At 64.9% G+C, this 25,140-nt stretch carries 25 protein-coding genes; 11 read left to right on the top strand and 14 right to left on the bottom strand.

Annotation, left to right across the window (positions count from 1 at the left end; all coding sequences use genetic code 11):
• Positions 1–56: 56 nt before the first annotated feature.
• Positions 57–878, bottom strand: a complete 822-nt coding sequence (locus ASG25_RS16325; RefSeq protein WP_062476227.1) for a DUF2076 domain-containing protein — start codon at positions 876–878, stop codon at positions 57–59.
• A gap of 205 nt (positions 879–1,083) precedes the next feature.
• Positions 1,084–1,668, bottom strand: a complete 585-nt coding sequence (locus ASG25_RS16320) for a HupE/UreJ family protein (protein ID WP_062477061.1) — start codon at positions 1,666–1,668, stop codon at positions 1,084–1,086.
• A gap of 272 nt (positions 1,669–1,940) precedes the next feature.
• Here ASG25_RS16320 and ASG25_RS16315 point away from each other — a divergent pair, with 272 nt between their 5' ends.
• The 3 genes from ASG25_RS16315 to leuA all read left to right on the top strand — a co-directional run bounded on the left by ASG25_RS16315 (position 1,941) and on the right by leuA (position 4,850).
• The gene (locus ASG25_RS16315) at positions 1,941–2,522 is read left to right on the top strand and encodes an ATP-dependent Clp protease proteolytic subunit (RefSeq protein ID WP_062476226.1); all 582 of its coding nucleotides are present in this window, start codon (positions 1,941–1,943) and stop codon (positions 2,520–2,522) included.
• Between the two features lie 281 nt (positions 2,523–2,803).
• Entirely contained in the window at positions 2,804–2,929 is a 126-nt protein-coding gene (locus tag ASG25_RS23615) for a hypothetical protein (protein WP_274533663.1), read from the top strand.
• Between the two features lie 211 nt (positions 2,930–3,140).
• A complete protein-coding gene (gene leuA / locus ASG25_RS16310; protein ID WP_062477057.1) occupies positions 3,141–4,850 on the top strand; it encodes a 2-isopropylmalate synthase in 1,710 nt (569 codons plus the stop codon).
• Positions 4,851–5,034: 184 nt separating this feature from the next.
• On the opposite strand, the gene ASG25_RS16305 is transcribed toward leuA, so the two are convergent.
• The 4 genes from ASG25_RS16305 to ASG25_RS16290 all read right to left on the bottom strand — a co-directional run bounded on the left by ASG25_RS16305 (position 5,035) and on the right by ASG25_RS16290 (position 8,515).
• Positions 5,035–5,862: an anti-sigma factor gene (locus tag ASG25_RS16305; protein ID WP_062476225.1), complete on the bottom strand. Its 828-nt coding sequence runs from the start codon at positions 5,860–5,862 to the stop codon at positions 5,035–5,037.
• Positions 5,863–5,864: 2 nt separating this feature from the next.
• Entirely contained in the window at positions 5,865–6,356 is a 492-nt protein-coding gene (locus tag ASG25_RS16300; protein ID WP_062476223.1) for a sigma factor, read from the bottom strand.
• A gap of 185 nt (positions 6,357–6,541) precedes the next feature.
• Entirely contained in the window at positions 6,542–7,450 is a 909-nt protein-coding gene (locus ASG25_RS16295) for a metallophosphoesterase (protein WP_062476220.1), read from the bottom strand.
• A 78-nt stretch (positions 7,451–7,528) separates the two neighbouring features.
• Positions 7,529–8,515, bottom strand: coding sequence for a glutathione S-transferase family protein (locus tag ASG25_RS16290; RefSeq protein ID WP_062476215.1), 987 nt, complete (start codon positions 8,513–8,515; stop codon positions 7,529–7,531).
• Positions 8,516–8,784: 269 nt separating this feature from the next.
• Here ASG25_RS16290 and ASG25_RS16285 point away from each other — a divergent pair, with 269 nt between their 5' ends.
• Positions 8,785–9,285, top strand: coding sequence for an N-acetyltransferase (locus ASG25_RS16285; protein WP_062477054.1), 501 nt, complete (start codon positions 8,785–8,787; stop codon positions 9,283–9,285).
• A gap of 161 nt (positions 9,286–9,446) precedes the next feature.
• Positions 9,447–10,313, top strand: a complete 867-nt coding sequence (locus ASG25_RS16280; protein ID WP_062476212.1) for an alpha/beta fold hydrolase — start codon at positions 9,447–9,449, stop codon at positions 10,311–10,313.
• On the opposite strand, the gene ASG25_RS16275 is transcribed toward ASG25_RS16280, so the two are convergent.
• From ASG25_RS16275 to ASG25_RS16260, 4 genes are read right to left on the bottom strand one after another with little or no spacing between them, the layout of a single operon-like run.
• On the bottom strand, positions 10,310–12,391 hold the full coding sequence (locus tag ASG25_RS16275) for a hypothetical protein (protein WP_062476210.1): 2,082 nt from the start codon (positions 12,389–12,391) through the stop codon (positions 10,310–10,312). The two genes, ASG25_RS16280 and ASG25_RS16275, sit on opposite strands and share 4 nt — an antisense overlap.
• Positions 12,392–12,415: 24 nt before the next feature.
• Positions 12,416–15,316 (bottom strand): DUF4159 domain-containing protein, encoded by a 2,901-nt coding sequence (locus ASG25_RS16270; RefSeq protein ID WP_062476206.1) that lies wholly within the window; start codon positions 15,314–15,316, stop codon positions 12,416–12,418.
• Positions 15,313–16,236: a DUF58 domain-containing protein gene (locus ASG25_RS16265; protein ID WP_162242203.1), complete on the bottom strand. Its 924-nt coding sequence runs from the start codon at positions 16,234–16,236 to the stop codon at positions 15,313–15,315. The genes ASG25_RS16270 and ASG25_RS16265 overlap by 4 nt, the downstream gene beginning before the upstream one ends.
• Positions 16,237–16,240: 4 nt before the next feature.
• A complete protein-coding gene (locus tag ASG25_RS16260) occupies positions 16,241–17,254 on the bottom strand; it encodes a MoxR family ATPase (protein WP_062476203.1) in 1,014 nt (337 codons plus the stop codon).
• A gap of 192 nt (positions 17,255–17,446) precedes the next feature.
• On the opposite strand from ASG25_RS16260, the gene ASG25_RS16255 reads away from it, so the two are divergent.
• From ASG25_RS16255 to ASG25_RS16245, 3 genes are read left to right on the top strand one after another with little or no spacing between them, the layout of a single operon-like run.
• Positions 17,447–18,091 (top strand): DUF1285 domain-containing protein, encoded by a 645-nt coding sequence (locus tag ASG25_RS16255; protein ID WP_062476200.1) that lies wholly within the window; start codon positions 17,447–17,449, stop codon positions 18,089–18,091.
• A 24-nt stretch (positions 18,092–18,115) separates the two neighbouring features.
• Positions 18,116–18,763, top strand: a complete 648-nt coding sequence (locus ASG25_RS16250; protein WP_062476197.1) for a CoA pyrophosphatase — start codon at positions 18,116–18,118, stop codon at positions 18,761–18,763.
• Entirely contained in the window at positions 18,760–20,019 is a 1,260-nt protein-coding gene (locus tag ASG25_RS16245) for a CCA tRNA nucleotidyltransferase (RefSeq protein WP_062476194.1), read from the top strand. Before ASG25_RS16250 ends, ASG25_RS16245 begins: the two co-directional genes overlap by 4 nt.
• A gap of 67 nt (positions 20,020–20,086) precedes the next feature.
• Here the strand turns inward: ASG25_RS16245 and ASG25_RS16240 are convergent, their stop codons facing one another.
• Positions 20,087–20,272: a DUF1059 domain-containing protein gene (locus tag ASG25_RS16240; protein WP_062476192.1), complete on the bottom strand. Its 186-nt coding sequence runs from the start codon at positions 20,270–20,272 to the stop codon at positions 20,087–20,089.
• 190 nt (positions 20,273–20,462) lie between these two features.
• On the opposite strand from ASG25_RS16240, the gene ASG25_RS16235 reads away from it, so the two are divergent.
• Positions 20,463–20,930, top strand: a complete 468-nt coding sequence (locus tag ASG25_RS16235; RefSeq protein WP_062476188.1) for a DUF4168 domain-containing protein — start codon at positions 20,463–20,465, stop codon at positions 20,928–20,930.
• Between the two features lie 139 nt (positions 20,931–21,069).
• Entirely contained in the window at positions 21,070–21,615 is a 546-nt protein-coding gene (locus ASG25_RS16230; RefSeq protein ID WP_062476185.1) for an adenine phosphoribosyltransferase, read from the top strand.
• A gap of 184 nt (positions 21,616–21,799) precedes the next feature.
• Here ASG25_RS16230 and ychF read toward each other — a convergent pair whose 3' ends face one another.
• Complete coding sequence (gene ychF, locus ASG25_RS16225) at positions 21,800–22,903, bottom strand: redox-regulated ATPase YchF (protein ID WP_062476182.1); 1,104 nt, start codon at positions 22,901–22,903, stop codon at positions 21,800–21,802.
• Between the two features lie 230 nt (positions 22,904–23,133).
• Between ychF and clpS the strand changes: the two genes are divergently transcribed.
• Complete coding sequence (clpS, locus tag ASG25_RS16220) at positions 23,134–23,442, top strand: ATP-dependent Clp protease adapter ClpS (protein ID WP_062476179.1); 309 nt, start codon at positions 23,134–23,136, stop codon at positions 23,440–23,442.
• 55 nt (positions 23,443–23,497) lie between these two features.
• On the opposite strand, the gene pth is transcribed toward clpS, so the two are convergent.
• Positions 23,498–24,214 carry an aminoacyl-tRNA hydrolase gene (gene pth / locus ASG25_RS16215; protein ID WP_062476176.1) on the bottom strand — a complete coding sequence of 239 codons (717 nt, stop codon included), beginning with the start codon at positions 24,212–24,214 and terminating at the stop codon, positions 23,498–23,500.
• Between the two features lie 127 nt (positions 24,215–24,341).
• On the bottom strand, positions 24,342–25,130 hold the full coding sequence (locus ASG25_RS16210) for a transporter substrate-binding domain-containing protein (RefSeq protein WP_062476173.1): 789 nt from the start codon (positions 25,128–25,130) through the stop codon (positions 24,342–24,344).
• Positions 25,131–25,140 lie beyond the last annotated feature (10 nt).

The raw sequence follows: 25,140 nt of genomic DNA, 5'->3' as shown, positions 1-25,140 counted from the left end.
TGCCCGGTTTGGCCTTGTCAGGGACGTCGGTTTCCCGCGCCCCTGACAAGGATCGCTCAGACGTCCATCGTGTCGTCGCCGCCGAAGCCGGCGTCGAAGTCGTCGTTGGGCGACGTGTCGAGGTCAGCCTGCTGCCAGCCGTCCTGATCGGCCGCGTCGTTTTCCTCTGCGATCGTGTTCGGCGCGCCGTCCGACGCCTGCGTCACCGCATCGTCGCCGTAATAGTTGTTGATCGTTGTCTCTTCGATCGGCGCAACCGTCTCCGTGGCACCTCCCAGGCCGAGCGACGACATGTGATTGCCGAAGATGCCGCTGAGCGAGTTGGCAAGCAGCATGCCGCCGGCGACGCCCGCCGCCGTGCCCATCGCACCGCGCAGGAAGCCGCCGCCGGACGAGGCTTGTTGCGGCGGCTGATAGGAGGGCTGATACGGGGGTTGGTAGGGCTGCGGGGATGAAGGATACGCCGCGCGCGGCGCGCTTCCCCACGGACCCCCGGTGACCGGACGATCCGCCGGGTAGGCCTCGCCGCCGCGCTCGGCATCGGCTCTCCGCTGCGGCTTTTCGGACGAGCCGAAGAGCGATCCGAGGAACCCGCCAGCCGCGCTGTCGCGCGGCTCCCGGTCGCGTCCGGCTTCCAGTTCGTGGAGCCGGTCCTCGCTGCGTCGAAGCTGGGCTTCCAGCGCTTCGATCCGCTGTGCGGCGGCCTCCAGCCCTTTTTCCTGAACGATGACGGCCTGGGCGAGGTAGTAGGGCGCCGAAGGCTGTGCACGGACCGCCTGCTCGATGAGGGTCTCCGCCTCCCGATCGCGTGGCGTCGTGGATGCGGAGCGGACCCGTTCGAAGAGGCCGCTGAGAAGGGATTGTTCTTCCGGTGACATGGTCGTCTCCCAAGCATGGTGTCATCACGAAATGACGTTGAAGCTTGTGGGTTCCTCATGGATCGGTCTCACGGCAGGGTACCGCCCGATCCATGCTGGCAGGATTGCCATGCCGTCGACTACAGTCCGCAAATCCGGCTTTTCAGGGCCGAATTGCGGCCGGGAGAAAGTATTTTAGCTATGAGCGGCTGACGGCGCGCTGCGGTCAGCCCGCGATGAAGAGGGCAGCCCCTGCAGCGGCGGTCACCACGCCCAGCCCCCGCGCGATCGCCCCGCTCTTTTCCAGGCGACCGACGAGCATGCCGAGCGCGATGCCGACCGTATGAAGCGCGGCGGTGGACAGCGCAAAGCCGAAACCGAACGCCAGCGCCGTCGCGGTGCCGAGCTCGCCGCCATGGGCATAGCCGTGGAAGAGGGCGAAGATGCCGACCACCCCGGCGCCCGCCGCAGCCGGCATGCGGACCGCCATCGCAACCAGCAGGCCGAGGGCGACGATGGAGGCGAGAATGGCGGGCTCGACATAGGCGAGATGCATGCCGGAGAGCGCGAGGGCGAAGCCGATGGCCATCATGGCGACGAAGGCCAGGGGAACCGCGAGGCGCGCACGGCCCCCAAGCTGTGCCGCCCAGAGACCGACGGCGACCATGACCAGCACGTGATCGAGGCCCGAGAGGGGATGGACGATACCCGCCATCACCGAGCCATGGGCCGTCGGGTCGAGATGCGCGAAGGCCGGGGCGGCGGACAGGGCGAAGGCGGCAGCGGCGGCGGCAAGAAAGCGGCGTGTCATGATGGTCCCCTTGATCAAGGGCGGCGATTGGATCTGCTTGGGAGGCGCGCCGCCGTTCTGGTTCTCGGCGCATCCTAATCGGCGGCGACGCCCTGTCCATACGGCAAATGCCTTAGCGACGGCGGGAAGGCCGGCTTTTAACCATGGCGCGCGGCGATGCCGTAGCGCGGGCCTGTCTCTGTTGCCGCGGCCCTTGTGTTTGTTGCATTGTCATCGCGGTCGAGTCGCCTTATCTGAGCGGGTAGACACTGAAATCTCGCGGGAGACAGCGGATGAACGAAGACGAGGACGACAAGAAGACGGAACTGCCCTTGGGCAAGGAAACAGAGGCGAACCTTTTCAAGTCGCGCTCGATTTTCATCTATGGCCCGATCAACCAGGAACTGGCGCAGAAGGTCTGCTCGCAGCTCGTGGCGCTCTCATCGGCCAGCGACGAAGACATCCGCATCTTCGTGAATTCTCCGGGCGGTCACGTCGAGTCCGGCGACAGCATTCATGACATGATCAAGTTCGTGAAGCCGAAGGTCTGGATCATCGGCACAGGCTGGGTCGCCTCTGCCGGCGCCCTGATCTATGTCTCGGTGCCGAAGGAACAGCGCCTCTGCCTGCCCAACACCCGCTTCCTGCTGCACCAACCCTCGGGCGGCACGCGCGGCATGGCATCCGACATCGAGATCCAGGCACGCGAGATCATCAAGATGAACGAGCGCCTGAACCGGATCTTTTCGGAAGCAACCGGCCAGCCGATCGAAAAGATCGCCAAGGACACGGATCGCGACTACTGGCTCTCTGCAGAAGACGCCAAGAGCTATGGTCTCGTCTCGCGGATCGTTACGAACGTTGCCGACATCTGAGCCTCGTCTCTCCTGAAGCCTTTCTGGACCCCGCCGCTTGCCGGCGGGGTTTTTTGTTATGCGGCCGTGCGTGCCGGGATGGTGGGTCGGCGGTTCTGAAACGTCTGGATCGCGCCCCGAAGCGCTCGGTGCTGCAGACAGCAAGCTGCGCGTTGCAGGCGAGCGACGTGCCGCCGCCAGACAGGAATAGCCCCGCGTCGGAATATGCATTCCACAGGCGCAAATGCCTTTTTCTTGGCCTGCCCTTGCCGTTTCTTTCAGCTTTGGCTATAGAGCGTCCCATGTCGAAGAACAGCGCCAAAATCATCGAGCAGTTTTCCCGTGGACGGACCGTCGTTCGCGATCGCTCGCGCGCCTTCACCTCGCTTCTTCTTCTCGGCCTTACGCGCGGTTGCCGGGTTCTTTAAGGAGCGCCCGGTGGCCGACAAGCCAACCGGCACAGCTCCTTAGCCTCCGCTAGAATCCGACGTCTCCGAAGCCTTTTCCAGAATTGGCTCTGCATTGCCATCGTCAACCGGCCTTTGATCGGTTATGGCAGCACGCGCGACGTTTCACCGTGACAGCGATCTGGCCCGCATTCTCCCGATGCCGGACGCTGTGAAGTCGAAGAGAACCGAAATGATCCTGAAATCCCATACCGTCAAACAGGGCATGCCCGCGGCGGCCGAGAAGTACCAGCCCTATCCGCAGGTGCCGATCACCGACCGTACGTGGCCATCCAAGACGATTTCGAGCCCACCCATCTGGTGTTCCGTCGACCTGCGCGACGGCAACCAGTCGCTCGTCGATCCCATGGGGCATGACCGCAAGGCGCGGATGTTCCAGCTTCTGGTCGACATGGGTTTCAAGGAAATCGAGATCGGGTTTCCGTCCGCGTCGCAGACCGACTTCGATTTCGCCCGTTGGTGTATCGAAGAGGGCAAGATCCCGGCGGACCTGTCCCTGCAGGTCCTGGTGCAGTGCCGGCCGGAACTGATCACGCGGACCTTCGAGGCGCTGGAAGGCGCCAACAGGCCGATCGTGCATTTCTACAATTCGACGAGCGAGCTGCAGCGCCGGGTGGTGTTTGCCAAGGATGTTGCCGGCATCAAGCAGATTGCGACCGACGCGGCCAAGATGATCGCCGACATGGCGGCAAAGGCCGGCGGCGACTTCCGGTTCGAATACTCGCCGGAAAGCTTTACGGGAACGGAACTGGAGGTCTCGCTGGAGATCTGCAACGCCGTGGCCGAGATCATCAAGCCGACAGCCGAGAACAAGCTGATCCTGAACCTGCCCTCCACGGTGGAGATGTCGACCCCGAACATCTATGCCGACCAGATCGAATGGATGTGCCGCAACCTCGACAATCGCGAAAACCTCATCATCTCGTTGCATCCGCACAATGATCGCGGGACCGGTATCGCGGCTGCAGAGCTCGGTTTGATGGCCGGTGCGGACCGGGTGGAAGGCACGCTGTTCGGCAATGGCGAGCGAACCGGAAACGTGGACATCGTCACGCTGGCCTTGAACATGTTCACGCAGGGCGTGGACCCGCAGATCGATTGCTCCGATATCGAGCGGATCAAGGACGTCTACGAATATTCCAACCAGATGGCGATTTCCGAGCGTCACCCCTATGTGGGCGAACTGGTCTACACGGCGTTCTCCGGTTCGCACCAGGATGCCATCAACAAGGGCATGAAGGCCATCAAGGTCGCCAACAAGCCGCAGTGGGAGGTGCCCTACCTGCCGATCGACCCGCGCGATGTCGGACGGTCCTACGAAGCGATCATCCGGATCAATTCGCAGTCGGGCAAAGGCGGCATCGCCTATATCCTGCAGGAGGATTACGGCATCAACCTGCCGCGGCCGCTGCAGGTCGAGTTCCGCGAAGACATCCAGCGGATCACCGACGAGCAGGGCCGGGAGATGCCCTCGAAGGCGATCTATGCGCGTTTCCTGGAGCGCTATATCGAGCAGCCGGGTGCCCGCATCCGCTACGTTGATCACACGACACTGCCGCTCGGCGAGCATCGCGGGGCGCGCATCGTGCAGGCCGAGATCACCGATCGCGGCGAGACGAAGATGATCGAGGGTCGCGGCACCGGGCCGATCGACGGCTTCATCAACGCCTTGTCGCTCTATCTCGGTGTCGACATCTCCGTTGCCGATTATTCGGAGCATTCGCTGCAACAGGGCTCGAACGCGGCCGCCATTGCCTATGTCGAGGTGCAGCATCAGGGCGGGCGACTTTTCGGGGCAGGGATCAATACCAATATCGTCACAGCATCGCTCGAAGCGATCGTCTCCGCGGCCAATCGGGTGATCGAGGAGCAGGCGATCTGATCGCCTGCGCCCGATCCTAAGGAAAAACCAACCCTCGGCCGGCAACGTCCGGGGGTTTCGTCTTCATCCTGACGTCGCCACGCGAACCATGACGTCGGCGCCCGCTACGTGACGTCGGCGGCCTCTACATGACGTCGGCGGCCTCTACATGACGTCGGCGGCCTCTACATGACGTCGGCGCCCTTTACATCACGTCGGCGATAGCGTCGGCAAGATCCTTGAAGTTGGCCGTGGCCGAAGGTCCGACGACCACATAGGCGGCCCCGGGCTCGTTCCAGGAGACCAGTGCGAGGTCGTCGCGCATGCTCTCGGTCATGCGGCCGCTGTCGTCGGTGGTCGCGGAGCGCTGGAAGCAGACGGCATAGACCTCTCCGTCCTCGTCCTTGAACAGCAGCTGCGCCGTGGGCTTACCGGCTGCAACCAGCAGGCGCGCGCCCTGAAACACGAGCTTGTTCGCCGTCAGATCGGGAACGGTGAAGGAAACGCCGGTGCTGGCGGTCAGCCAGTTGCGGATTTCCTCGTCGTTTTCGGCGGTGACCTCGACCAGATGGCGCGGCTGGCGCGCATAGACCCGGTGGGCGTCGGTCACGTCGTCGAGCCATGTGCGGGCCTTGACGATCGGCGCCTGCGGCGCATTGTCGTCCACGGTACGGCCGATGAGATAGCCGGTAGACCCACCGATGAGAAGCATGCCGCAGGACGCCGCCACGGCACCGCGCCACAGCTTGCGCCGCTGCCGCCGGGGTGCGCCGACAACGCGCTCCTGCTTCGGGTTGATATCCGTGCCCTGGCGAATGCGGCGGGCAAGCGACAGGGGAACCGGATCATGCAGGATAGCCTCGAAGCCGGATGCGCCGAAGGCGCTTCCCTGCTTCAGGCGCTCGAGCAGGCGTCGGGCCTCGGCGTCCCGTGCCAGAAGCTGGTCGATCTCCCGACGCTCGTTCTCGTCCGCTTCGCCATCGAGATAGGCTGATAGCCGCGCCTCGATGGAGGGACTTTTCGTGTGCTGCAAGGTCAGGCCCTTCTTTCCGTCGTGTCGGCTGCCATCGTCGCCAGCCGCAGTCGGGCGGCGACAAGTTTCTGGGCAACGACATCCGGCGCGAGACCGAGGATCTGGCCCGCGTCCCGGTAGTTTCTCTGCTCGACGGCCACCAGCAGAAAGGCGCTGGCAAGGCCCTCGGACATCGTGATCATCATCTGCTGAACGGCATCGCCGCCGGCGGCTCCGCCCGATGAAGCCGTACCACCGCGCGGATCTGCCGCCGCCACGCGTTTGCGGCCACCGGCTTCGTCCTGAAGCGTGCGCGCGAGGATATACAAGGCATCGTCCAGCCGTCCATGGCCGTTCCAGACGGGATGACGTCCGGTCGCCCGTTCGCAGATGGCCTGCACGAGATCGTCCGCCTGCAGGCCGTCGCGCGTCAGCGTCAAGGCGAAGCGTCTCAGTCTCGGCAGCAGACTGACGAGATCGCGGCTGATGTCGATCGATTCCTGGGCTGGACGCATGCTTTCACCTGCGGAGGTTTGTTCGGGGTCTCGCCTGTCTGCGCGTCTCGTCGGCGCCAGACCACGGGCTCCCGCGATCTCACCAGACGGATATGAAACCATCGGGCGCTGCTTCGCAAGACGAGCCGATGGTCTATCACGGTTTTTTGCCAATCGCGACGTCGTGGATATCCGTCCGGGAAGGATCAGTCGAAAAAGCGCGTCGTTTCCGCGAGATGGACCCCGCGGCCGACCTCGTTCAACTCGAAACGCTCCCGCAGAAGCTTCCAGTTCCCGGGAGTTCCGGAGATTGAAAACAGGTTGAAGCCGGCAGGCGGCTTGGAGCCGCCCGGTCCCTGCGATGCCGAGGCAATGCCGACGACGGGCACCGGCAGTCTCTGCCCGCGAAGGGAATAGACCGTGTTGAGGTGGGTGTGACCATGCAGCACGAGCTCTGCGCCGCCGGCGGAGATCGTGGCGCCGAAGCGGCGAATGCCGATCATGCGCTTGTGGGTCGGAGTCGCCCCCCGAATGGGCGGATGGTGAATCATGACGACGCGGAACAGGCCGGCCTCGCCGGCGGCGCGCAACAGGTTCACCGTCTCGCGGGCCTGACGCCGACCGAAATAGCCGCTGGCGGCAAACGGCGGCGTTGCAAGCGCCGTGGAGCATCCGATGATCGCGACATTGCCGCGGACGCGCATATAGGGATAGCAGTGAAAATCCTCGTCCCATTCCGCCGGCGCGCCTTCACCGCGCATGAACGGATACCAGGCTTTCGTCGCCTTTTCGTAGGCGCCGGGGACATAGGCGTCGTGATTGCCGGGGATGACCGAGATGTTGCGCGGCTCGCCGGCATCCTTCAGCCAGGCCGTCACCGTCTCGATTTCGCGCGAAGAGGCGAGATTGACCAGATCGCCGGTGATGGCGAGATGATCCGGGTCGATCCCGTCGATCGCATCCATGAGCGTGTTCAGCGTATCGCCCACCATGTGGCTGCGCCTGTTGCGATGCCAGTTGATGAAGCCGGTGATGCGCTTGGAGGCGAGTTCGCGAATGGACAGGCTGGGCAGCGGCCCGAGATGGATGTCGGAGATATGCGCAAGTTTGAACATGGGTTCTACCTAGCGCATATCCCGGGAAAAGCTAACCGCCGCGGCACGCTTTCGCCACATTCCTGCAAGCCGGAGGCGTTACAGGGTGTCCAGCCGTTCCCTCCCGTGCGGGCTCTCCAGATCGAGCTGCGGCCCTTCGGGCACGATGCCGGTCGGATTGATGGTCTTGTGGCTCTCGTAATAGTGGTGCTTGATGTGGCGCATATCCACGGTGCCGGCGACGCCGGGTGTCTGGTAGAGCTCTTTCAGGTATCCCTGGAGGTTCGGATAGTCCGCGACACGGCGGATGTTGCATTTGAAGTGGCCGACATAGACAGGGTCGAAGCGCACCAGTGTCGTGAACAACCGCCAGTCGGCCTCCGTCACCCGTGCGCCGGTCAGGTAGCGCCGGGTCGATAGCCGCTCCTCGAGATCGTCGAGCGTGTTGAAGAGCGCCTCGACGCTTTCTGCATAGGCTTCCTGCGTGGTGGCGAAACCGGCCTTGTAGACGCCGTTGTTGACGGTGTCGTAGATGCGGGCATTCAGCGTATCGATCTCGCTGCGCCGTTCGGCCGGATAGAAGTCGAGCGTCGAACCGGTCAATCCGTCAAAGGCGGTGTTAAACATCCGGATGATGTCGGCAGACTCATTTGAGACGAGCTTGTTCTGAACCTTGTCCCAGAGGACGGGAACCGTGACGCGGCCGGAATAGTGGGGATCGGCGCGCACGTAAATTTCCGATAGAGTCTTGGCGCCGAAGAGGTGATCCTCCGTATCGCCGGGACCATCCTTGAATTCCCAGCCCTTGGACAGCATGAGATAATCGACCACGGAAACCGAGATGATGTCTTCGAGCCCCATCAAGGCGCGGAAGATCAGGGTGCGGTGCGCCCAGGGACAGGCGAGCGAAACGTAGAGGTGGTATCGCCCGGCTTCCGCCTTGAAGCCGCCTTCACCCGTCGGCCCGGCTTCGCCATCAGCGGTCACCCAGTTGCGAAACTGCGATTCGGAGCGCTTGAAGTGCCCCTTGGTCGACGCCGTGTCGTACCAGACATCGTGCCAGATACCTTCGACCAGCATGCCCATGGATCCGTTCCCTCGCTTGTTGCGGTGTTCTCGATGCCACACAAGATAGGAGACCGGCAACCTCGGCACAGGCATGCCGCGGTGAACGCTGCGTTTTCACTTGGTGATGCGTTTTTTTTCTGCTATCGGCGCTCCAGCTTTTTCTGGAAAGACGTGACCATGTATTCTGCTGGAAACCCGCGACGACGCTGACGACCATGTTATCGGGCATGCCGCCGCATGCTGCCGTTCCTTCATGTTTCGTTTGCCAATCGGGTTCCCTCATGTTCATGCACAAGCACGACCTCGTCTATCTGACGGAAGATGCCTCTCACGACGCCGCCATCGAACTGATCAACGAGGAAGCCTTCGGCCCCGGCCGGTTTGCGCGTGCTGCTGCGCGCATCCGCGAGCAGGGACCGCACGATCGCGCGCTGTCCTTCATCTGCGCCGATGACGGCGAGACGATCGGATCGGTCCGGATGACGCCTGTCTCTGCCGGTCCCGTCGCGGCGCACCTGCTCGGGCCCCTTGCGGTCCGTCCCTCCCACAAGAACCGGGGGATCGGGCGGGAGCTCGTTCGCATCGCGGTGGAGGCTGCCCGGCGCAAGGGATCGGATGCGGTCATTCTCGTCGGCGACGCCGCTTATTATCAGCCCCTCGGCTTCCAGCCCGTCGCGCGTGGGGCGCTGGTCTTTCCTGGCCCCGTCGACATGGCGCGGGTTCTCGTGGCGCCGCTCGGTGCCGATGTTCACGCGCGGCTTGCGGGCGAGATCCGCTGGCGGCCCTGAGAGGTCGCAGGGAACGCGCGGCAGCGGCGTGTGCCGATGTCGCCGTCCCGACGAGGCGGGCGCGTCAATTTTCGGGTTCTGCGTAAGCGTTCCTCAATAGAATGCGTCTAGCTTTAGGGCGTGCCCGGACATCGTGCCGGGCGGAGCCAAGGCGCGCGTTCATGTCCGGTCTGAAAAGTCTCGTTCTCGCGTTTCTTGTCTTCGCGCTCGGCTATCTCGGCGTGGCGGGCGATGAACGCTGGTACCGCTTCAACCCGCCGCCACCGTTGCCGAAAGCCGATGCGAGTGGCTTTGCCGCGGTCAACGGGATCCGCATGTTCTATGCGGTCTATGGCAAGGGTCGGGGATCGCCGATCCTGCTCATTCATGGCGGCATGGGGAGCGCCGATGTCTGGGGCTTCCAGGTGCCGATCCTGGCGAAAACCCACGAGGTGATTGTGGCCGACAGCCGCGGGCACGGCCATTCCACCCGCACCGAGGCGCCCTTTACCTACCATCTCATGGCCGAGGACTACGTGGCGCTGCTCGATACGCTGAAGATCGAGCGGACGGCTCTGGTCGGCTGGAGCGATGGCGGTATCATCGGTCTCGACATTGCCCTCCATCATCCGGATCGCCTGACGAAGCTGTTTGCGCAGGCGGCCAACGTCTCGCCGGACGGGCTTCTGCCGCAGCCGGCCTTTTCGCTCCAGCAACCGGACGGCAATCGGGACGAGACGGATTACCGGCGGCTCTCGTCGACGCCGGACGCGTATCCGGCGTTCCGGGCCGCCATCGAGACACTGTGGGCGACAGAACCCCGCTATTCCCAGGCCGATCTGAAGAGCATCCGGGTGCCGACGATGATCGCGCTCGGAGATCACGACGAGGCGGTCAGCCGCGCGCATTCCGAATACATCGCCCGCACCATCCCCGGCGCCCGCTTCCTCCTGCTCAAGGATGTCGGCCACAAGGCCCTCTACCAGGATCCGGCGGGCTATGCCGCCGCTGTCCTTGCCTTCATCGACGGGACCGGCCCGAAGACCTAGCGACCCTCGCGATACCAGGTGCTGGAGAGAACGAGAAGCAGCGCGGCGAGACCGAGGAAACCCGCAAAAAGCGGCAACGAGTTGACCCCCTTCAGCACCGTCTCGTCCGTCATGCGCAGCGACATGCGATCGGGATCGGCGACGCGGACCTGACCGCGCACCGGCAACAGGGCCGGGATATCGATGGCGCCTCCGGCATCCGCCACGCGGTGGACCAGGCCCTTGGTCTTCTCTGCCCAGGGCGCAAGCAGGTCCTCCGTCGAAACGGTCGCCTTGAATTCCGGGGCGTCGACGCTGCCGACGTGAACGAGCGTCGTCAGGTCTCCGTTGGCAATCTCGAACAGGCCCGTCTCGGCGGTGCGGACGTCGGCGCGATAGAGGCCAGGCTCGCGTTCGCTCAGGGCGACCTCCTGCGTGCCGCCGGAAGGCAGTGTGAGGCGAGCGCTGCCGGGGTCGCCCGCGATGGTCTGGCGGGTGATCTCAAGGGTCCGGCCGCTCGTGCGGGCCGTCAGCGCTTCCTCTTCGAGCGCCGGTTCCTGCATCAGCCAATGGGCCGTGCGGCGATAGAGCGACACGCTCGGGCCGCCGCCTTCGAAACCGCGCGCCCAGAGCCAACCCTGGTCGGACAGCAGCATGGCGACGCGGCCCTTGCCCACACGATTGAGCACCAGGAGCGGCTTGTTGTCGGCCCCCTGCATGATCGTCTGCCCTTCGGGCGGGTCCACATCGACCGTGCGGAACCAGCGGCCCCAGCGGGGCGGCTCGCTGTCGGCCCCTTCGAGGCCCCGGGTGACGGGATGCTTGCGGCCCTCGTCGGTCAGTCTCGGGAAGAAGGCCTTGTCGTTCATCTGCCCGGTCGGGCTGGCGGGCAGGACGGCAGACAGGGGTGTCGTGGCGATGGAGTCGGCACCCGCATGTTCCGGGCCCGCGGCGATCAGCAAGGCGCCGCCGTTTTCGACATACTGGGCGATATTGTCGTAATAGATGATCGGCAGCACGCCGCGATGCTGGTAGCGGTCGAAGATGATCAGATCGAATTCGTTGATCTTCTCGATGAACAGTTCACGGGTCGGGAAGGCGATCAGCGAGAGTTCGTTGATCGGCGTGCCATCCTGCTTCTCCGGCGGACGCAGGATGGTGAAATGGACGAGATCGACCGAGGCGTCCGACTTCAGAAGGTTGCGCCAGGCACGTTCGCCCGAGTGCGGCTCGCCCGAGACGAGGAGCACCCGAAGATTTTCGCGAATGCCGTCGAGCACGTGGACGGCGCGGTTGTTCGCCTCGGTCACCTCGTTGGGCAGCGGCGCGACGGCGAATTCCAGGATGTTGTTGCCCCCGCGCGGCACGGTGAACCGGAAGGGAATGTCCGTGCCCGGCTCTGCCCGCTGCGTGGCGATCTGCTGGCCGTTGAGACTGACGGTGACCTCGGCCGTGCCGGCGGGCGTGCGTCCATCGTCGATGACGCGGAAGGTCACGGTCTGTTCTTCGCCGACAATGCCGAAGCGCGGGCCACTGATGACCTCGATGCGCCGGTCGAACTCGTCGCGCTGGCCGGTGATGAGGCCGTGGATCGGCGCATCGAAACCGAGCGGCTGATTGATGTCGGGCACGTCGTGGATCTGCCCGTCCGTGATGAAGATCGCGCCGCCGACCCGGGCGGGGGGCACGTCCGAGAGCGCGGTCGACAGGGCGGAGAACAGGCGCGTCGACGGTGTCTCCGTGTCGGCATCATCGGCGGCCTCGACGATCCGCGGTTCGATCTGCGGAAAGCGGGCGAGGCGCTCCTTGAGCGTCGTCAGCGCCCGGTCCGTCATCGCACGTCGATTGGCCGCGCCCTGGCCCACATCCTGACTTTGACTGCGGTCGACGACGACGGCCACGATCGTGGACAGCGGTTCGCGTTCCTCCTGGAAGAAAACGGGATTTGCGAGCGCGAGGCAGAGGGCCGCCAGCGCCAGCGCCCGCAGCACGGAGCCACGCATGCCGCGCCATAGCGACAACCCGACGAGAAGGGCGGCGAGAATCGACAGGGCGATCAGGGCCGTCTGCGGAACGAGAGGCGAAAAGTCGAGGGTCATCGCGGGGCCTTCACTGGTCGGCCTTCACTGGCCGAGCCGTTCGAGCAGGGCCGGTATATGGACCTGATCGGCCTTGTAGTTGCCGGTGAGCATATACATCATGATGTTGACGCCCGAGCGGAAGGCGTATTCGCGCTGCATCTCGTCCGGTGGAACCGTCGGCAGGAGAGGCGCACCATTCTCGTCCGTCGCCCAGGCGCCGGCCAGGTCGTTGCCGGTGATCATGATCGGCGAGACGCCGTCGCCCGAGCGGGCCGGCCGTTCGGACCGTTCCCCGTCATTGTGCGGCTGCGCCTCGATCCAGAGCGGGCTGCCGGAATAGCGGCCGGGGAAGGACGAGAGCAGGTAGAAGGACTTCGTCAGCACGTTGTCCGTCGGCACGGGCTCGAGCGGGGGGATATCCAGATCGGCCAGGATGGCCTGCAGGCGTTCGGCGTTCGGGCTCGTGCCCGACGCAGATGACAGGGAGGACAGCTGGTCGCGCGTGTCGAACAGCACGGTTCCGCCCGCACGCATATAGGCATCGATCCGGCTGATCGCGGCGGCGCTCGGCATTTCGGCATTGGCGGAGATCGGCCAGTAGATCAGCGAATAGAACGACAACTCGTCCTTGGCGATATCGAGGCCGACGGGTGCGCCCGGCTCCAAGGTCGTCCGATATGTCAGGAATTCGGTCAGGCCCGCGAGGCCGCGCTCGGAAATGCGGTCCACCTCGCTCTCGCCGGTGACGACATAGGCCAGATGCGTGTTGTCGAGATGGCTGAGAATCTCCGTGTCGCCGGGACGCGTATCGTTAAACGGCCCTTGCGTGGACGGTGCCTGTGCCTGTGCCTCTGCCTGTACCTGGGCCTGTATCGGTGTCTGCGGCGCCTCCTGCGCACTCGCGGGTCGCGGCGAGATCGCCACTGCAGCCGCGCCGATCATTGCGATCGCCAGCAGGGCGTGTGCCGTCCTCAGCCGGTTCGGCCGGGCGAATGTCCCGGCCATGGCGAGCACGACCACCGTGTCCACCAGCAGGAGAATGAGCGCGGCAGTGAACAAGGCCGGCTTCAGCGACCAGGCCTCGCTGCCGATCAGCGCTTCGCTCGTGTAGGGCATCGGCAGATTGGTGCTCTCGATCGGACGGAGCGTTGCGTCGCGGGGCAGGAGGTTGAGGGCGACGAAGCCTTCTTCGGAACCGTAAAGACCGGGCGGATGCTCGCTGTCGGACACCGGCGTGCTGCCGGCTACGGTTTCCAGCGGACGCGCGCCCCGGGTTTCCGTCACCAGCGTGCCGTCGGCATTCATCAGGCGATAGGGCGGGAGGGCTGCCTGTGCGGCGGCCCCGCCTTCGCTCGTCACGCCGCCGCTGCGCGACAGTTGCACGACGCGGCGCAGCATCTCCACGAAATCACCCGAGATCGGAAGGTTCGACCAGGTCGCTTCCGCGCTGACGTGGAACAGCACGATGCGTCCGGCGCCCAGCGTGCGAACCGTCACCAGCGGCGTGCCGTCGGCCAGGCTCGCCCAGGTGCGTTGCGAGAGATCGGCCGTGGGTTCGGCCAGCACCTGCCGGTTGACGGTGATACCCTGCGGTCGCGGCATGCCGGCAAAGGGGCTGGTGGCCGGGTAGGGCGCGAGAGGCTGGGGCTCCGACCAGGACAGCGTGCCGCCCAGTGCGCGTTCCCCCTGACGGAGGCGCACCGGCACCAGCGGATCGTCGGCCGGCGCCGCGGCAAGGCGGGGACCGGCAAAACGCACCAGCGTGCCGCCATTCTGGATCCAGCGCGTCATGGCCGGTGTCGTATCTTCCGGCAGGCGGCCGATGTCGGCCATGATGACCATGGAAGGCTTCTGCTCGAGGAGCTGCGGCAGCGCCACGGCAAGATCGGTTTCCGTCGGCTGCACGAGGTCGGCATAGGGCGCTAAGGCACGGTTGATGTAGTAGAGCGGTGAGAGAAGCGGCTGCGACTGGTCGCGGGCCTCGCCGGAAAGAAGCGCCACGCGCCGGCGGCGGAACCCGTCGTCCAGGAGATAGGTGCTGCCGGCGGTCGCGAGGCCGTCGATGCCGATGCGGGCGAAATCGTTGCGGAGCTCGAACGGCGCGGTCAGGGTGCCGGACGCTGTCGTCTCGCCGGCGGCAAAGGTGATGCGGCCATTCGAAAGGGCGCGGCCGCGCGTATCGAAGGCTGTCAGGGCGATCGTCCGGGGTGCGGCTTTGTCGAGGCGCGTTGCGGTGATGCGCATGGCGTCGGCCTCGTTGACGGCACCGGTCAGCGCGATCGCATCGCTGCCAGAGCCCTCGATCCGGCGCAGACTCTGGGGCGACAGACCCGCGAGATCGCGCATGACCGTGTCGTCACCGGATGCGATGCCGTCGCTGATGAAGGCAAGCGTGCCGGGGCGGGTGTCGCCGAGCCCGGTTCGCAGGGCCGTGACGGCCTTAATGCGGTCAGGGCGCAGCGGGCGCGGGGCGGCAGCGGCGAGACGGGTTCGCGCAGCGGCCGCCGTCCCCGGCACGCCATCATTTTCGGCGTCCGCCGTCAGCACGAGGGAAACGGGCAGGTCGGCGGATTCGGCCTCCGTGATCAACGCGTCGGCAGTGCGCACGCGGCGCTCCCAGTCGTTCGCGGTGGCCCAGCCATTGTCGATGATCAGGGCGAGGGGGCCGGCGGCCGACAGGGTTCCCACCTTGGGATTGACGACGGGATCGGCGATGGCGAGGATGACCAACGCGGCCATCAGCATGCGCAGTGCCGTCAGCCACCAGGGGCTTTTGGACGGCGTCTCCTCGCGCTTCAACACACTGGCGAGAATGCGCAGCGGCGGAAAGGCTTCGGTCACGGGTTTCGGCGGCGTCAGCCGTAACAGCCACCAGATGGCGGGCAGCGCGACCAAAGCGGCGAGCATCAGCGGGCTCGAGAAAACCAGAGGCAGGACGCTCATAGCTGGCCTCCGTGCGTGGCTCGTCCGGGCATGCCCGAAAGATGCATGTGCACGGCGACGAGGGCTTCGGAGGCCAGATGATCCGTGCGGTGCGGAATGAAGGTCCAGCCCATGTGGCGAAGACCCTGACCGAGGCTGTCGCGGCGCGCGAGATAGGCGCGACGATAGTCGTCCGCCAGGATCTCGGCCCGGCCGGCCGTGAGTTTTTCCCCCGTCTCGGGGTCGGTGAACTCGGTGCGTCCGGCATAGGGGAAGGTTTCCTCCGCCGGATCGGCGACCTCGACGACATGGCCGCGCAGGCCGCGTCGCCCGAGCGGCCCGAGGCGCTCCATGATCGCAGGCGCGGGATCGAGGAAATCGCCGATCAGCACGAGATCGCTCCAGCCGCGGATCATGCCGGTTTCGGGCAGGCCGGACGACAGGTTGCTGTGGATCAGTGCGGTGGCCAGTCGCTCGGCTGCATTGCGCGCGGAAACGGGCTCCATCACGCCGGGGCAACCGATGCGCTCACCCGAGCGGGCGAGAATCTCGGCGAGCGCCAGCATCAAGACCAGCGCCCGGCTTTCCTTCGACACGGCCCCGAAGCGCGACTTGTACATCATCGATGGCGACAGGTCGGCCCAGAGCCAGATGGTGTGGGCGGCTTCCCATTCCCGGTCCCGGACATAGGTATGGTCGTCGCGGGCGGAGCGCCGCCAATCGATGCGCGACAGGCTCTCGCCATCGGAATAGGGCCGGAATTGCCAGAAGTTTTCACCGATGCCGCGCCGCCGGCGGCCATGCCAGCCGGAAATGACGGTATTGGCGATGCGACGGGCTTCGACCATGCAGTCCGGCACGAGCGCGGCGCGGCTCTGCGCACGCGAAAGAAGCTCACCGGAGGGGGTGCGATCGACGATGTGCCCGACGGCGTTCACCATCCGGTCAGGCCTTGAGAGTCTTGACGAGACCGCCGATGACGTCGCGCACCGACATGCCTTCGGCGCGGGCGGCAAATGTCAGCGCCATGCGGTGTTGAAGCACAGGCTCGGCCAGGGCGACGATGTCGTCGACGGAGGGGGCCAGGCGACCGTCATAGAGAGCACGGGCACGGGCCGTCAACATCAGCGACTGGCCGGCGCGCGGGCCGGGGCCCCAGGCGACATGCCGGTCGGTATCGGCATTTCCGTGGCCCGGACGGGCGGAGCGCACGAGCGTCAGAATGGCGTCGACGACGGTTTCGCTGACGGGCATCTGGCGGATGAGGTTCTGGATGCCGATCAGCTGCGGTGCATCCAGCACGGCCTTGACGCTCTGCTCCTGGGTGCCGGTGGTTTCCAGCAGGATGCGCCGCTCGGCAGCGAGCTCGGGGTAATCCACATCGACCTGCATCAGAAAGCGGTCGAGCTGGGCTTCCGGCAGCGGGTATGTGCCTTCCTGCTCCAGCGGGTTCTGGGTTGCGAGCACATGGAACGGGCGCGGCAGGTCGTTGCGCTGGCCGGCAACGGTCACGTGATATTCCTGCATGGCCTGCAGCAGGGCCGATTGCGTGCGCGGGCTCGCGCGGTTGATCTCGTCGGCCATCAGCAGCTGGGTGAAGATCGGACCCGGCACGAAGCGGAACGACCGGCGTCCGGTTTCGTCCTGGTCCATGACTTCGGAGCCGAGAATGTCAGACGGCATCAGGTCGGGCGTGAACTGCACGCGGTTGCTGTCGAGACCGAGAACCGTGCCGAGCGTGGTGACGAGCTTGGTCTTTGCGAGCCCGGGCACGCCGACGAGCAGGGCATGACCGCCGGACAGGACCGCAAGCAGGGTCTGCTCGACCACGCTTTCCTGCCCGAAAATGACCTTGCCCACCTCCGTGCGGATGACGGCAATGTCGGCCAGCGCTCTTTCAGCAGCGGCAACGATCGCCTTTTCGTCGAGCGCGGCATCCGCCGTGTTCATCAGTCCCATCGCTCAACTCTCCGTTCGCCCGGCGCTCGCCATGACCCTGATCCGAACAGAAGTTTCGAATCGTGCCCGCGCCTGTTCCGTCTTTCGTTTCAAACTAGCTATCACCTTCAGGCTGACAAGCCATGTGCGGCGCACTATCTCGTGAGGCTCAGTCTGATAAAATGCAAGATCACGGGCAAACGGGACGGAACGATGGCAGCAGCGAAAACGGACGACACGAGCGACGCAGCCGGTCTCGCGGCGATGATCGCGCGGGCGGCGGGGCAGGCTGTCACCATCGAGGGTGCGGCACCCCGCGGCGTGCCCCCCGTGGAGCGCTGGAATCCGCCGTTCTGCGGCGATCTGGACATGGAGATCCGCCCCGACGGCACCTGGTTTTACATGGGAACGCCGATCGGCCGCCCGGCGCTCGTCCGTCTGTTTTCCACCGTTCTGCGCAAGGACGAGGACGGCAAGACCTATCTGGTGACGCCCGCCGAGAAGGTCGGCATCCAGGTCGTGGATGCGCCGTTCCTCGCCGTCGAGATGACGGTGACGCCACGCGACGGAACGCCCGTCCTCGCCTTTCGCACCAATGTCGGCGATGTCGTCGAGGCCGGCCCGGAGCATCCCTTGCGCTTCGAGATCACGGGGGACCATGCCGAGATGAAGCCCTATCTGCATATCCGCGGACGGCTGGAGGCGCTGGTGTCGCGGGCCGTCATGTACGATCTTGCAGCGCTTGGCGAAGAGCTCGAGATCGACGGCGTGCGAACCTTTGCGGTCCGCTCCGGTGACGCGATCTTTCCGATGATGCCGGCGGAAACGCTGGAAGCCCTCACGGCGCTTGCGGAATGATCGCGGCTGGACGATGACGCTGTCATGACGGATGCGACTTCACCTCTGACCGACTTCTCCGCGGCGGCCTTCCGCAGCCGTGCGGCGTCTCAGCGTGGACGACCGATCGATCTTGCCTGGCGGGATCACGCCGACATCCTGCTCAATCCCGATGTCGTCCCCTATCTCGAGACGCTGCCGCTGCGGGATGCAGCCGTCCTTGTGCCGGTGGTGGATGCCGGTGCGGATGCCGGTGTCATTTTCACCGAGCGGACGACGACGCTGCGCAAGCATTCCGGTCAGATCGCCTTTCCGGGCGGATCCGTCGACCCGGGCGATGGCTCGATGGAAGACGCGGCCCTGCGGGAAACCGAGGAAGAGATCGGCCTTGCCCGCGACTTCGTGGAGCCGGTCGCCCGGTTGCCGCATTACATGGCGCTGTCAGGTTTTCGCATCACGCCGGTGCTCGGCATCGTGCGCCCCGGTTACACGCTGTCTCTGAACCCGGACGAGGTTGCCGGCTCCTTTGTCGTGCCCTTGTCGTTTCTGATGAATCCCGACAATCACGCCGTCGACAGCGGCCTGTGGAAGGGCGCCGAGCGTCATTACTACTCCATGCCCTATGAGGGGCATCGCATCTGGGGCATCACGGCGGGCATCGTCCGGATGCTTTACGAAAGGCTTTACGCATGACCGTCGCCACACCGTCCGTTGCAGACCAGCCCTGGTTCCAGGCGCCGGCGCTTCGCCGCGTCTTCGCGCTGCTGAATGCGGAGGGCGGCGAGGTTCGCGTGGTGGGCGGCGCAGTTCGCAATGCGCTGATGGGCGCCGACGTCGACGAGGTCGATCTGGCGACGACGCTGACGCCGGACGCCGTGACCGCGCGGGCCGAGGCAGCCGGCATCAAGGCAGTGCCGACCGGCATCGCCCATGGCACGGTAACGCTGGTTGTCGACGGTGTGCCGTTCGAGGTGACCACACTGCGTCGGGATGTCGCCACGGATGGCCGGCATGCCGAAGTCGCCTTCGGAACCGACTGGGCGGTGGACGCGGCCCGGCGGGACCTGACGATGAACGCGCTCTACGCCACCGAATCCGGCGAGGTGATCGACCTCGTCGGAGGGATCGCCGATATTGAAAAGGGCATGGTCCGCTTTATCGGTCCCGCGGCCGACAGAGTTGCGGAAGACTATCTGCGCATTCTCCGCTTCTTCCGCTTCTTTGCCTGGTACGGCGCCTTCCGTCCGGATGCCGACGGCCTGCGCGCCTCTGCCCAGGCGAAGGGAAAGATCTCGACGCTGTCGGCCGAACGGATCTGGGCGGAACTGAAGAAGCTGCTCTCCGCAAGAGATCCCGGCCGGGCGCTGCTGTGGATGCGAACCTCCGGCGTTCTGACCGAGATCCTGCCGGAAAGCGAGAAATGGGGCATCGATGCCATCCCGGGGCTCGTCGCAGCCGAGCAAGCGCTCGGATGGTCGGCCGATCCTCTGCTGCGTCTGGCCGCCATGGTCCCGCCGGATCCGGACCGGCTGGACGCGATGGCGTCGCGCCTGCGCCTCTCCAAGGCGGAAAGCGCCGTGATGCAGGCTTTTGCGAAGGCCGGTGCGATCAAGGACACCATCGCGGAGACGGCTCTGGACCGGCTGTTGTATCGTGAGGGCAGGAACGGCGTCGTATTCCGGCTCAAACTGGCGCTTGCCTCGGTGCGTCAAAAGGTGGAAGCCGATGGTGACGCGATGGCGGCCAATGCGCGGCTCGGGCGCCTGCTCGATCGTGCGCTTGCCTGGCAGAAGCCGGTCTTTCCCGTCAGCGGTGGCGATCTGATCGCGAGCGGCATGTCGCCCGGACCTGCGATGGGGGCGAAGCTCGGGGAACTTGAAGAGAGCTGGATTGCCTCGGGCTTTCGCGAGAGCCGGGACAGTCTCCTGGCGCAGCTGGCCGCCGACTAGCTGATATCGCCTGCGTGATTGCGATGGGCCGCAGGCCGAACGCCTGCGGCGCCGATGCCCTGAGCCGTCAGGCCGCCTTCGTCTCTTCGGCGATCCGCGACTTGATGTTGTCGATCATGGTTTCGCGGATGAGGCTTTCACCATGGGCCTGCCGCAGGTGTTCCACCGTCCGCCGCACGATCTCCGCGTCGTTGTCGGCCCTTGTATGCCAGTCACATCCGGGGACCAGCGCACCACATTCAAACAGTCGCATGTCTTCCTCCTGTGTTTCCTCCCGTTCTCCGCCGCGGCGGCAGAGAGCCTTTGTCAAACACACCAGACGGACGGATGGTTCCGGAAAACGCCTCGGCGTCACATTCTCGCCAGGTGCATTGGCGAGAAGGGCGCGGGCTGAGAAACGCAAAGGAAGCGGACAGCTTCCCGGAAACACGGAAGGACAATGAATGATCAACCGCCCCACGACAACGTTCCGCACCAGGGTCGCCTCCACGCCCGTCGCCTCGCTGACGGCCGCGCTCCTCGGCGTTCTTGTCGTCCAGTCGCCGGCTTTCGCACAGGGTGCGGCGGAGCCGCAGGCCACGCAGCCACAGACGCCGTCCGCGGGAGCCTCGCAAATCCCGGCGCCGCAAGCGTCCATCACGGATGAGAAACTGAAGGCGTTTGCCGTCGCCTATCTCCAGGTCGACAAGGTACGGCAGGACTACACCCGCAAGATCGGCACGACGACCGACGCGGCGGCGAAGCAGAAGCTGCAGAACGAAGCCAACCAGCAGATGATCAAGGCCGTCGAGACCTCTCCCGGCATGTCGCTGAACGACTACAAGACAATCATCACGGCGGCCCAATCCGACCCGACCGTGGCGCGCAAGGTGCAGGAAAACCTGCAGAAAAGCCCCACTCCTGCCGATTGACGACCTGCAGGGAAACGGCTCGGCGGCAGGCCGGGCCGTTTCCAGCGAAATCCCGAGTGCGTGAAAAAGGCTGTAGGGTCGGACCTTTTCCGGTGCTAAGACTCGGGGGTAACAGACCTTTGCGAGGCCTATCGTTTTCATGACGTCTTCTCTACAGAGCGAGCTTGCTGCCGCCATCCGCACCATTGAGGATTACCCGAAACCGGGCATTCTCTTTCGCGATATCACCACGCTCCTCGGCAATCCGCGGGCGTTCCGCCGTGCGATCGACGAGCTCGTGCATCCCTACGCCGGGACGAAGATCGACAAGGTCGCCGGGATAGAGGCACGCGGTTTCATCCTGGGCGGTGCCGTGGCGCACCAGCTGTCGTCCGGCTTCGTGCCGATCCGCAAAAAGGGCAAGTTGCCCCATGATACGGTGCGGATCGCCTATAGCCTCGAATATGGCGTGGACGAGATGGAGATGCATCGCGACGCCATCACGCCCGGCGAGAAGGTGATCGTCATCGACGATCTGATCGCGACCGGCGGTACGGCGGAAGGGGCCTGCAAACTGCTGCGGCAGATGGGCGCCGATATTGTTGCCGCCTGCTTCGTGATCGATCTTCCCGACCTCGGCGGACGCGCGAAGCTCGAAGCACTGGGTGTCGAGGTGCGGACGCTGGTCGCGTTTTCCGGCCACTAAGGCATCTCGCCCGAACGTGTGCAGCGGTTTCGGGAAACGACACGCAGCAAAACAAGACCTTAAAGCGCGTTGCATGAATCCTTTTCACGCAACGCGCTTGAGAGAGCGCCCCCGGCATCTCCGGTGCGGAATGCGGGGGGTGCGTCTTCTTGCCGATGGCTGTTTTGCCCGCCGATCCGCAGCTTTACGTGTTGAAGCGGAAGTGGATGACGTCGCCGTCCTGGACGACGTATTCCTTGCCTTCGTCCCGGGCCTTGCCGGCTTCCTTGGCACCGCTTTCGCCGCCGAACTGGATATAATCGTCATAGGCGATGGTGTTGGCGCGAATGAAGCCGCGTTCGAAGTCCGAATGGATGACGCCGGCTGCGGCCGGTGCCTTGGTGCCGCGCTCGATGGTCCAGGCGCGGGTCTCCTTCGGACCCACCGTGAAATAGGTGATGAGGTCGAGCAGCTTGTAACCGGCGCGGATGAGACGGTCGAGGCCGGCTTCGCTGAGGCCCAGCGCTTCGAGGAACTCGCGGGACTCGTCTTCGGGAAGCTGGGCCACTTCGGACTCGATGGCCGCCGAGATGACCACGGTTTCCGCGCCCTGCGCCTTGGCCATCGCCTCGACGGCACGCGTATGCGCATTGCCCTCGACCGCATCGGCTTCGGAGACATTGCAGACATACAGGACGGGGTGCGACGTCAGGAGATTGAGGCCCTTGAGGATCAGGAGCTCCTCGGCGTTGAGGGTGGACAGGAGCGTGCGGACGGGCTTGCCTTCGTTGAGCAGCTTCAGCGACGCATCCATGATCGGAAGGGCCGCAACCGATTCCTTGTCCTTCGAGCTCGCCCGCTTGCGCGTCTGCTCGGTCCGGCGCTCGAGGCTTTCGAGATCGGCCAGCATCAGCTCGGTCTCGATCGTGTCGGCATCGGCAACGGGATCGATCTTGCCTTCGACATGGGTGATGTCATCGTCTTCGAAGCAGCGCAGCACGTGGACCACGGCATCGACTTCGCGGATGTTGGCGAGAAACTGGTTGCCGAGGCCTTCGCCTTTCGACGCGCCGCGCACGAGGCCGGCAATGTCGACGAAGGCGATGCGGGTCGGAATGAGTTCCTTGGACTTGGCGATATCGGCCAGCTTGCGCATCCGCGGATCGGGCACGGCAACTTCACCGGTGTTCGGCTCGATGGTGCAGAAGGGATAGTTCGCCGCCTGTGCCTGCGCCGTCTTCGTCAGCGCGTTGAACAGCGTGGACTTGCCGACGTTCGGCAGACCGACGATACCGCATTTGAAACCCATGGCGTGACGACCCGTCTCTCGTAGTTTTGCAATGCGGTGCCTATGGGCGAAAGCGGCAGAGGGGTCAAGGGGTGGGGGCGGCAGAGGCGCGGGCAAGGGGCGTGCCGCAACCGGTTGTCGTCGGCTCGGCGAGCCCGGGAAATTGTGTGGCCGTGCTTGAAACGCGGCCTGTCCGATGTGATATAGCGGCATGCCTGCACCCGGGCCTTTTCGTCGGAAGGCGCTTGCTCATGAGCGATAGTACCACCACCACGCCGAAGACGGTGACCAAGCCGAAGCTCGATCGGCCGAAACTCTACAAGGTCATTCTCCTGAACGACGACTATACGCCGCGCGACTTTGTCATCATGGTCCTGAAGATCGTGTTCCGGATGAGCGAGGAGACCGGTTACCGGATGATGTTGACGGCCCACAAGATGGGGTCCTGCGTTCTCCTGGTCTGCGCCCGCGACATCGCCGAAACGAAGGCGAAGGAGGCGACCGATCTCGCCAAGGAGGCGGGCTTCCCCATGATGCTGACCACCGAGCCGGAAAACTGAGCACGTCGTCCACGGGTTTTCCCGTCCGGGCCCAAGGGTTTCCCATGCGGGTTGCCTAGTCGTCCTTGTTGCCGAACATCTTCTTCAGCATGTCCGCCATCGGTCCGGTCGTCGGCAGGATTTTCGGCTGGGCATGATTGCGGGCGGCCCTGATGTGCGACTGGCCGGCCGGCTTCGGCTTTGCGGCCGCTTCCGCCGGCGGCGGGCTGCCGGTGGCGAGCGCCAGCTTGTTCATCAGTTGCGAATCCTCGGCGCGGGCAAGCATGTCGGCATTGTCGGCCAGGGCGTCGAGCAGCGGCTCCAGCCAGAGCCGGTCGGCTTTGGAAAAATCGCCGAGGACGTGCCGTTCCACCAATTCCTTGGAGCCGGGATGGCCGATGCCGAGGCGCAGGCGGCGATAGTCGCGGCCGCAATGGGCGTCCATCGACTTGATGCCATTGTGCCCGCCATGGCCGCCGCCGGTCTTCAGCCGCGCCTTTCCGGCAACAAGGTCAAGCTCGTCATAGATCGCGACCACGCTGCCGACCGGAACCTTGTAGAAGCGCATGGCCTCGCCGACAGCTTCGCCCGAGAGATTCATGAAGGTCTGCGGCTTCAGAAGAAGCACCCGCTCGCCGCCGAGATCGCCTTCCGCAATCTCGGCCTTGAACTTTTTCGACCAGGGCGAAAAGGCATGGCGGCGATGGATCGCGTCGAGGGCCATGAAACCGATATTGTGGCGGTTGCCCGCATATTTCGGGCCCGGATTTCCCAGTCCTGCAAAGATCAACATTGTCTCGTCTCGGTTTGTTGCCGGTTCGGGTGCAGGATCGCCGTGCGCGCATGCTGCAGGAAGGCTTCTGCACCTGTCGAGGGCGTGTCTGTCAAGCCGGTTCGTGCAGGTGAGGCGTTCGACGGCGTCAGTTGTCGCGTTTGCTGTAGCGATGTTCGATCTCGGCCTGGGTCCCGTCCGCGATCATCCGGTCGAGCGATTTTTGCATCGCGGCGATGGTTTCGTCCGGGACGGCGCGATTGCAGGCGATCCCGGATCGCGTGGTCTCGACCTTGAGGATCTCCTCCAGAGGCTGGCCCTGGCCCTTCAGCTCGGTGAAGGTCTTGCCCGTGAGCAGGGCAAGATCGACGCGGCCTGCCAGCAGCTTCTTCAAGGAAAGCTCGACGCTTGGTGCCGAATCCAGATGCTTGAACCCCCTCGCCAGGGCGATGCGTTCGCCGAGGTCGCCCTTGTGCACCGCGACCGTGAAGCCCGTGGCGTCCTCGATCGTCCGGGGGAGGGCGGTGCCGCCGGTGCGACCGACGAGCAGCATCGTATCGACATTGAGGGGAACCACCCATTTGAATGTCGCGGCGCGCTCGGGAAGAAGCGCTGTCGAGAAAATGCAGGTCGCCGGATCGGACTGCGCCGTTGCAAAAGCGCGGGCCCAAGGGACGATATTCAGCGTGTAGTCGAGATCGACATCCGCCAGAATCCGACGAACCTGCTCGACGGACGAGCCGGATATCACTTGGCCCTTCATAAAGCCGAAAGGCGGATATTCCTCCGTGAGGAACGTCAATGTCTTCGGTGTCTCCGGTGTCTCCGGGGCGACGGCCGGTTGCGCCGCGGCGGGCGTCGCCGCAAGCAGCGCGCACAGGGCGGCTGTTCCGACTGCCGTCGCGCGTCGCGCCTCCCGTGGTCCCGTTTGCTGCATGCCGGCCTTC

Source organism: Rhizobium sp. Leaf384 (assembly GCF_001424065.1).
Classification (GTDB): Bacteria; Pseudomonadota; Alphaproteobacteria; order Rhizobiales; family Rhizobiaceae; genus Ferranicluibacter.
Note: the sequence above shows the minus strand (reverse complement) of the source record. Positions and strands in the feature narration are given on the sequence as shown.

What these genes read in the sequence shown, in the direction of transcription:
- ASG25_RS16325 (WP_062476227.1), bottom strand. Translation starts at nt 878, where the DNA reads ATGTCACCGGAAGAACAATCCCTTCTCAGCGGCCTCTTCGAACGGGTC.
- ASG25_RS16320 (WP_062477061.1), bottom strand. Translation starts at nt 1,668, where the DNA reads ATGACACGCCGCTTTCTTGCCGCCGCCGCTGCCGCCTTCGCCCTGTCC.
- ASG25_RS16315 (WP_062476226.1), top strand. Translation starts at nt 1,941, where the DNA reads ATGAACGAAGACGAGGACGACAAGAAGACGGAACTGCCCTTGGGCAAG.
- ASG25_RS23615 (WP_274533663.1), top strand. Translation starts at nt 2,804, where the DNA reads ATGTCGAAGAACAGCGCCAAAATCATCGAGCAGTTTTCCCGTGGACGG.
- leuA (WP_062477057.1), top strand. Translation starts at nt 3,141, where the DNA reads ATGATCCTGAAATCCCATACCGTCAAACAGGGCATGCCCGCGGCGGCC.
- ASG25_RS16300 (WP_062476223.1), bottom strand. Translation starts at nt 6,356, where the DNA reads ATGCGTCCAGCCCAGGAATCGATCGACATCAGCCGCGATCTCGTCAGT.
- ASG25_RS16295 (WP_062476220.1), bottom strand. Translation starts at nt 7,450, where the DNA reads ATGTTCAAACTTGCGCATATCTCCGACATCCATCTCGGGCCGCTGCCC.
- ASG25_RS16290 (WP_062476215.1), bottom strand. Translation starts at nt 8,515, where the DNA reads ATGGGCATGCTGGTCGAAGGTATCTGGCACGATGTCTGGTACGACACG.
- ASG25_RS16285 (WP_062477054.1), top strand. Translation starts at nt 8,785, where the DNA reads ATGCACAAGCACGACCTCGTCTATCTGACGGAAGATGCCTCTCACGAC.
- ASG25_RS16280 (WP_062476212.1), top strand. Translation starts at nt 9,447, where the DNA reads ATGTCCGGTCTGAAAAGTCTCGTTCTCGCGTTTCTTGTCTTCGCGCTC.
- ASG25_RS16275 (WP_062476210.1), bottom strand. Translation starts at nt 12,391, where the DNA reads ATGACCCTCGACTTTTCGCCTCTCGTTCCGCAGACGGCCCTGATCGCC.
- ASG25_RS16270 (WP_062476206.1), bottom strand. Translation starts at nt 15,316, where the DNA reads ATGAGCGTCCTGCCTCTGGTTTTCTCGAGCCCGCTGATGCTCGCCGCT.
- ASG25_RS16265 (WP_162242203.1), bottom strand. Translation starts at nt 16,236, where the DNA reads ATGGTGAACGCCGTCGGGCACATCGTCGATCGCACCCCCTCCGGTGAG.
- ASG25_RS16260 (WP_062476203.1), bottom strand. Translation starts at nt 17,254, where the DNA reads ATGGGACTGATGAACACGGCGGATGCCGCGCTCGACGAAAAGGCGATC.
- ASG25_RS16255 (WP_062476200.1), top strand. Translation starts at nt 17,447, where the DNA reads ATGGCAGCAGCGAAAACGGACGACACGAGCGACGCAGCCGGTCTCGCG.
- ASG25_RS16250 (WP_062476197.1), top strand. Translation starts at nt 18,116, where the DNA reads ATGACGGATGCGACTTCACCTCTGACCGACTTCTCCGCGGCGGCCTTC.
- ASG25_RS16245 (WP_062476194.1), top strand. Translation starts at nt 18,760, where the DNA reads ATGACCGTCGCCACACCGTCCGTTGCAGACCAGCCCTGGTTCCAGGCG.
- ASG25_RS16240 (WP_062476192.1), bottom strand. Translation starts at nt 20,272, where the DNA reads ATGCGACTGTTTGAATGTGGTGCGCTGGTCCCCGGATGTGACTGGCAT.
- ASG25_RS16235 (WP_062476188.1), top strand. Translation starts at nt 20,463, where the DNA reads ATGATCAACCGCCCCACGACAACGTTCCGCACCAGGGTCGCCTCCACG.
- ASG25_RS16230 (WP_062476185.1), top strand. Translation starts at nt 21,070, where the DNA reads ATGACGTCTTCTCTACAGAGCGAGCTTGCTGCCGCCATCCGCACCATT.
- ychF (WP_062476182.1), bottom strand. Translation starts at nt 22,903, where the DNA reads ATGGGTTTCAAATGCGGTATCGTCGGTCTGCCGAACGTCGGCAAGTCC.
- clpS (WP_062476179.1), top strand. Translation starts at nt 23,134, where the DNA reads ATGAGCGATAGTACCACCACCACGCCGAAGACGGTGACCAAGCCGAAG.
- pth (WP_062476176.1), bottom strand. Translation starts at nt 24,214, where the DNA reads ATGTTGATCTTTGCAGGACTGGGAAATCCGGGCCCGAAATATGCGGGC.
- ASG25_RS16210 (WP_062476173.1), bottom strand. Translation starts at nt 25,130, where the DNA reads ATGCAGCAAACGGGACCACGGGAGGCGCGACGCGCGACGGCAGTCGGA.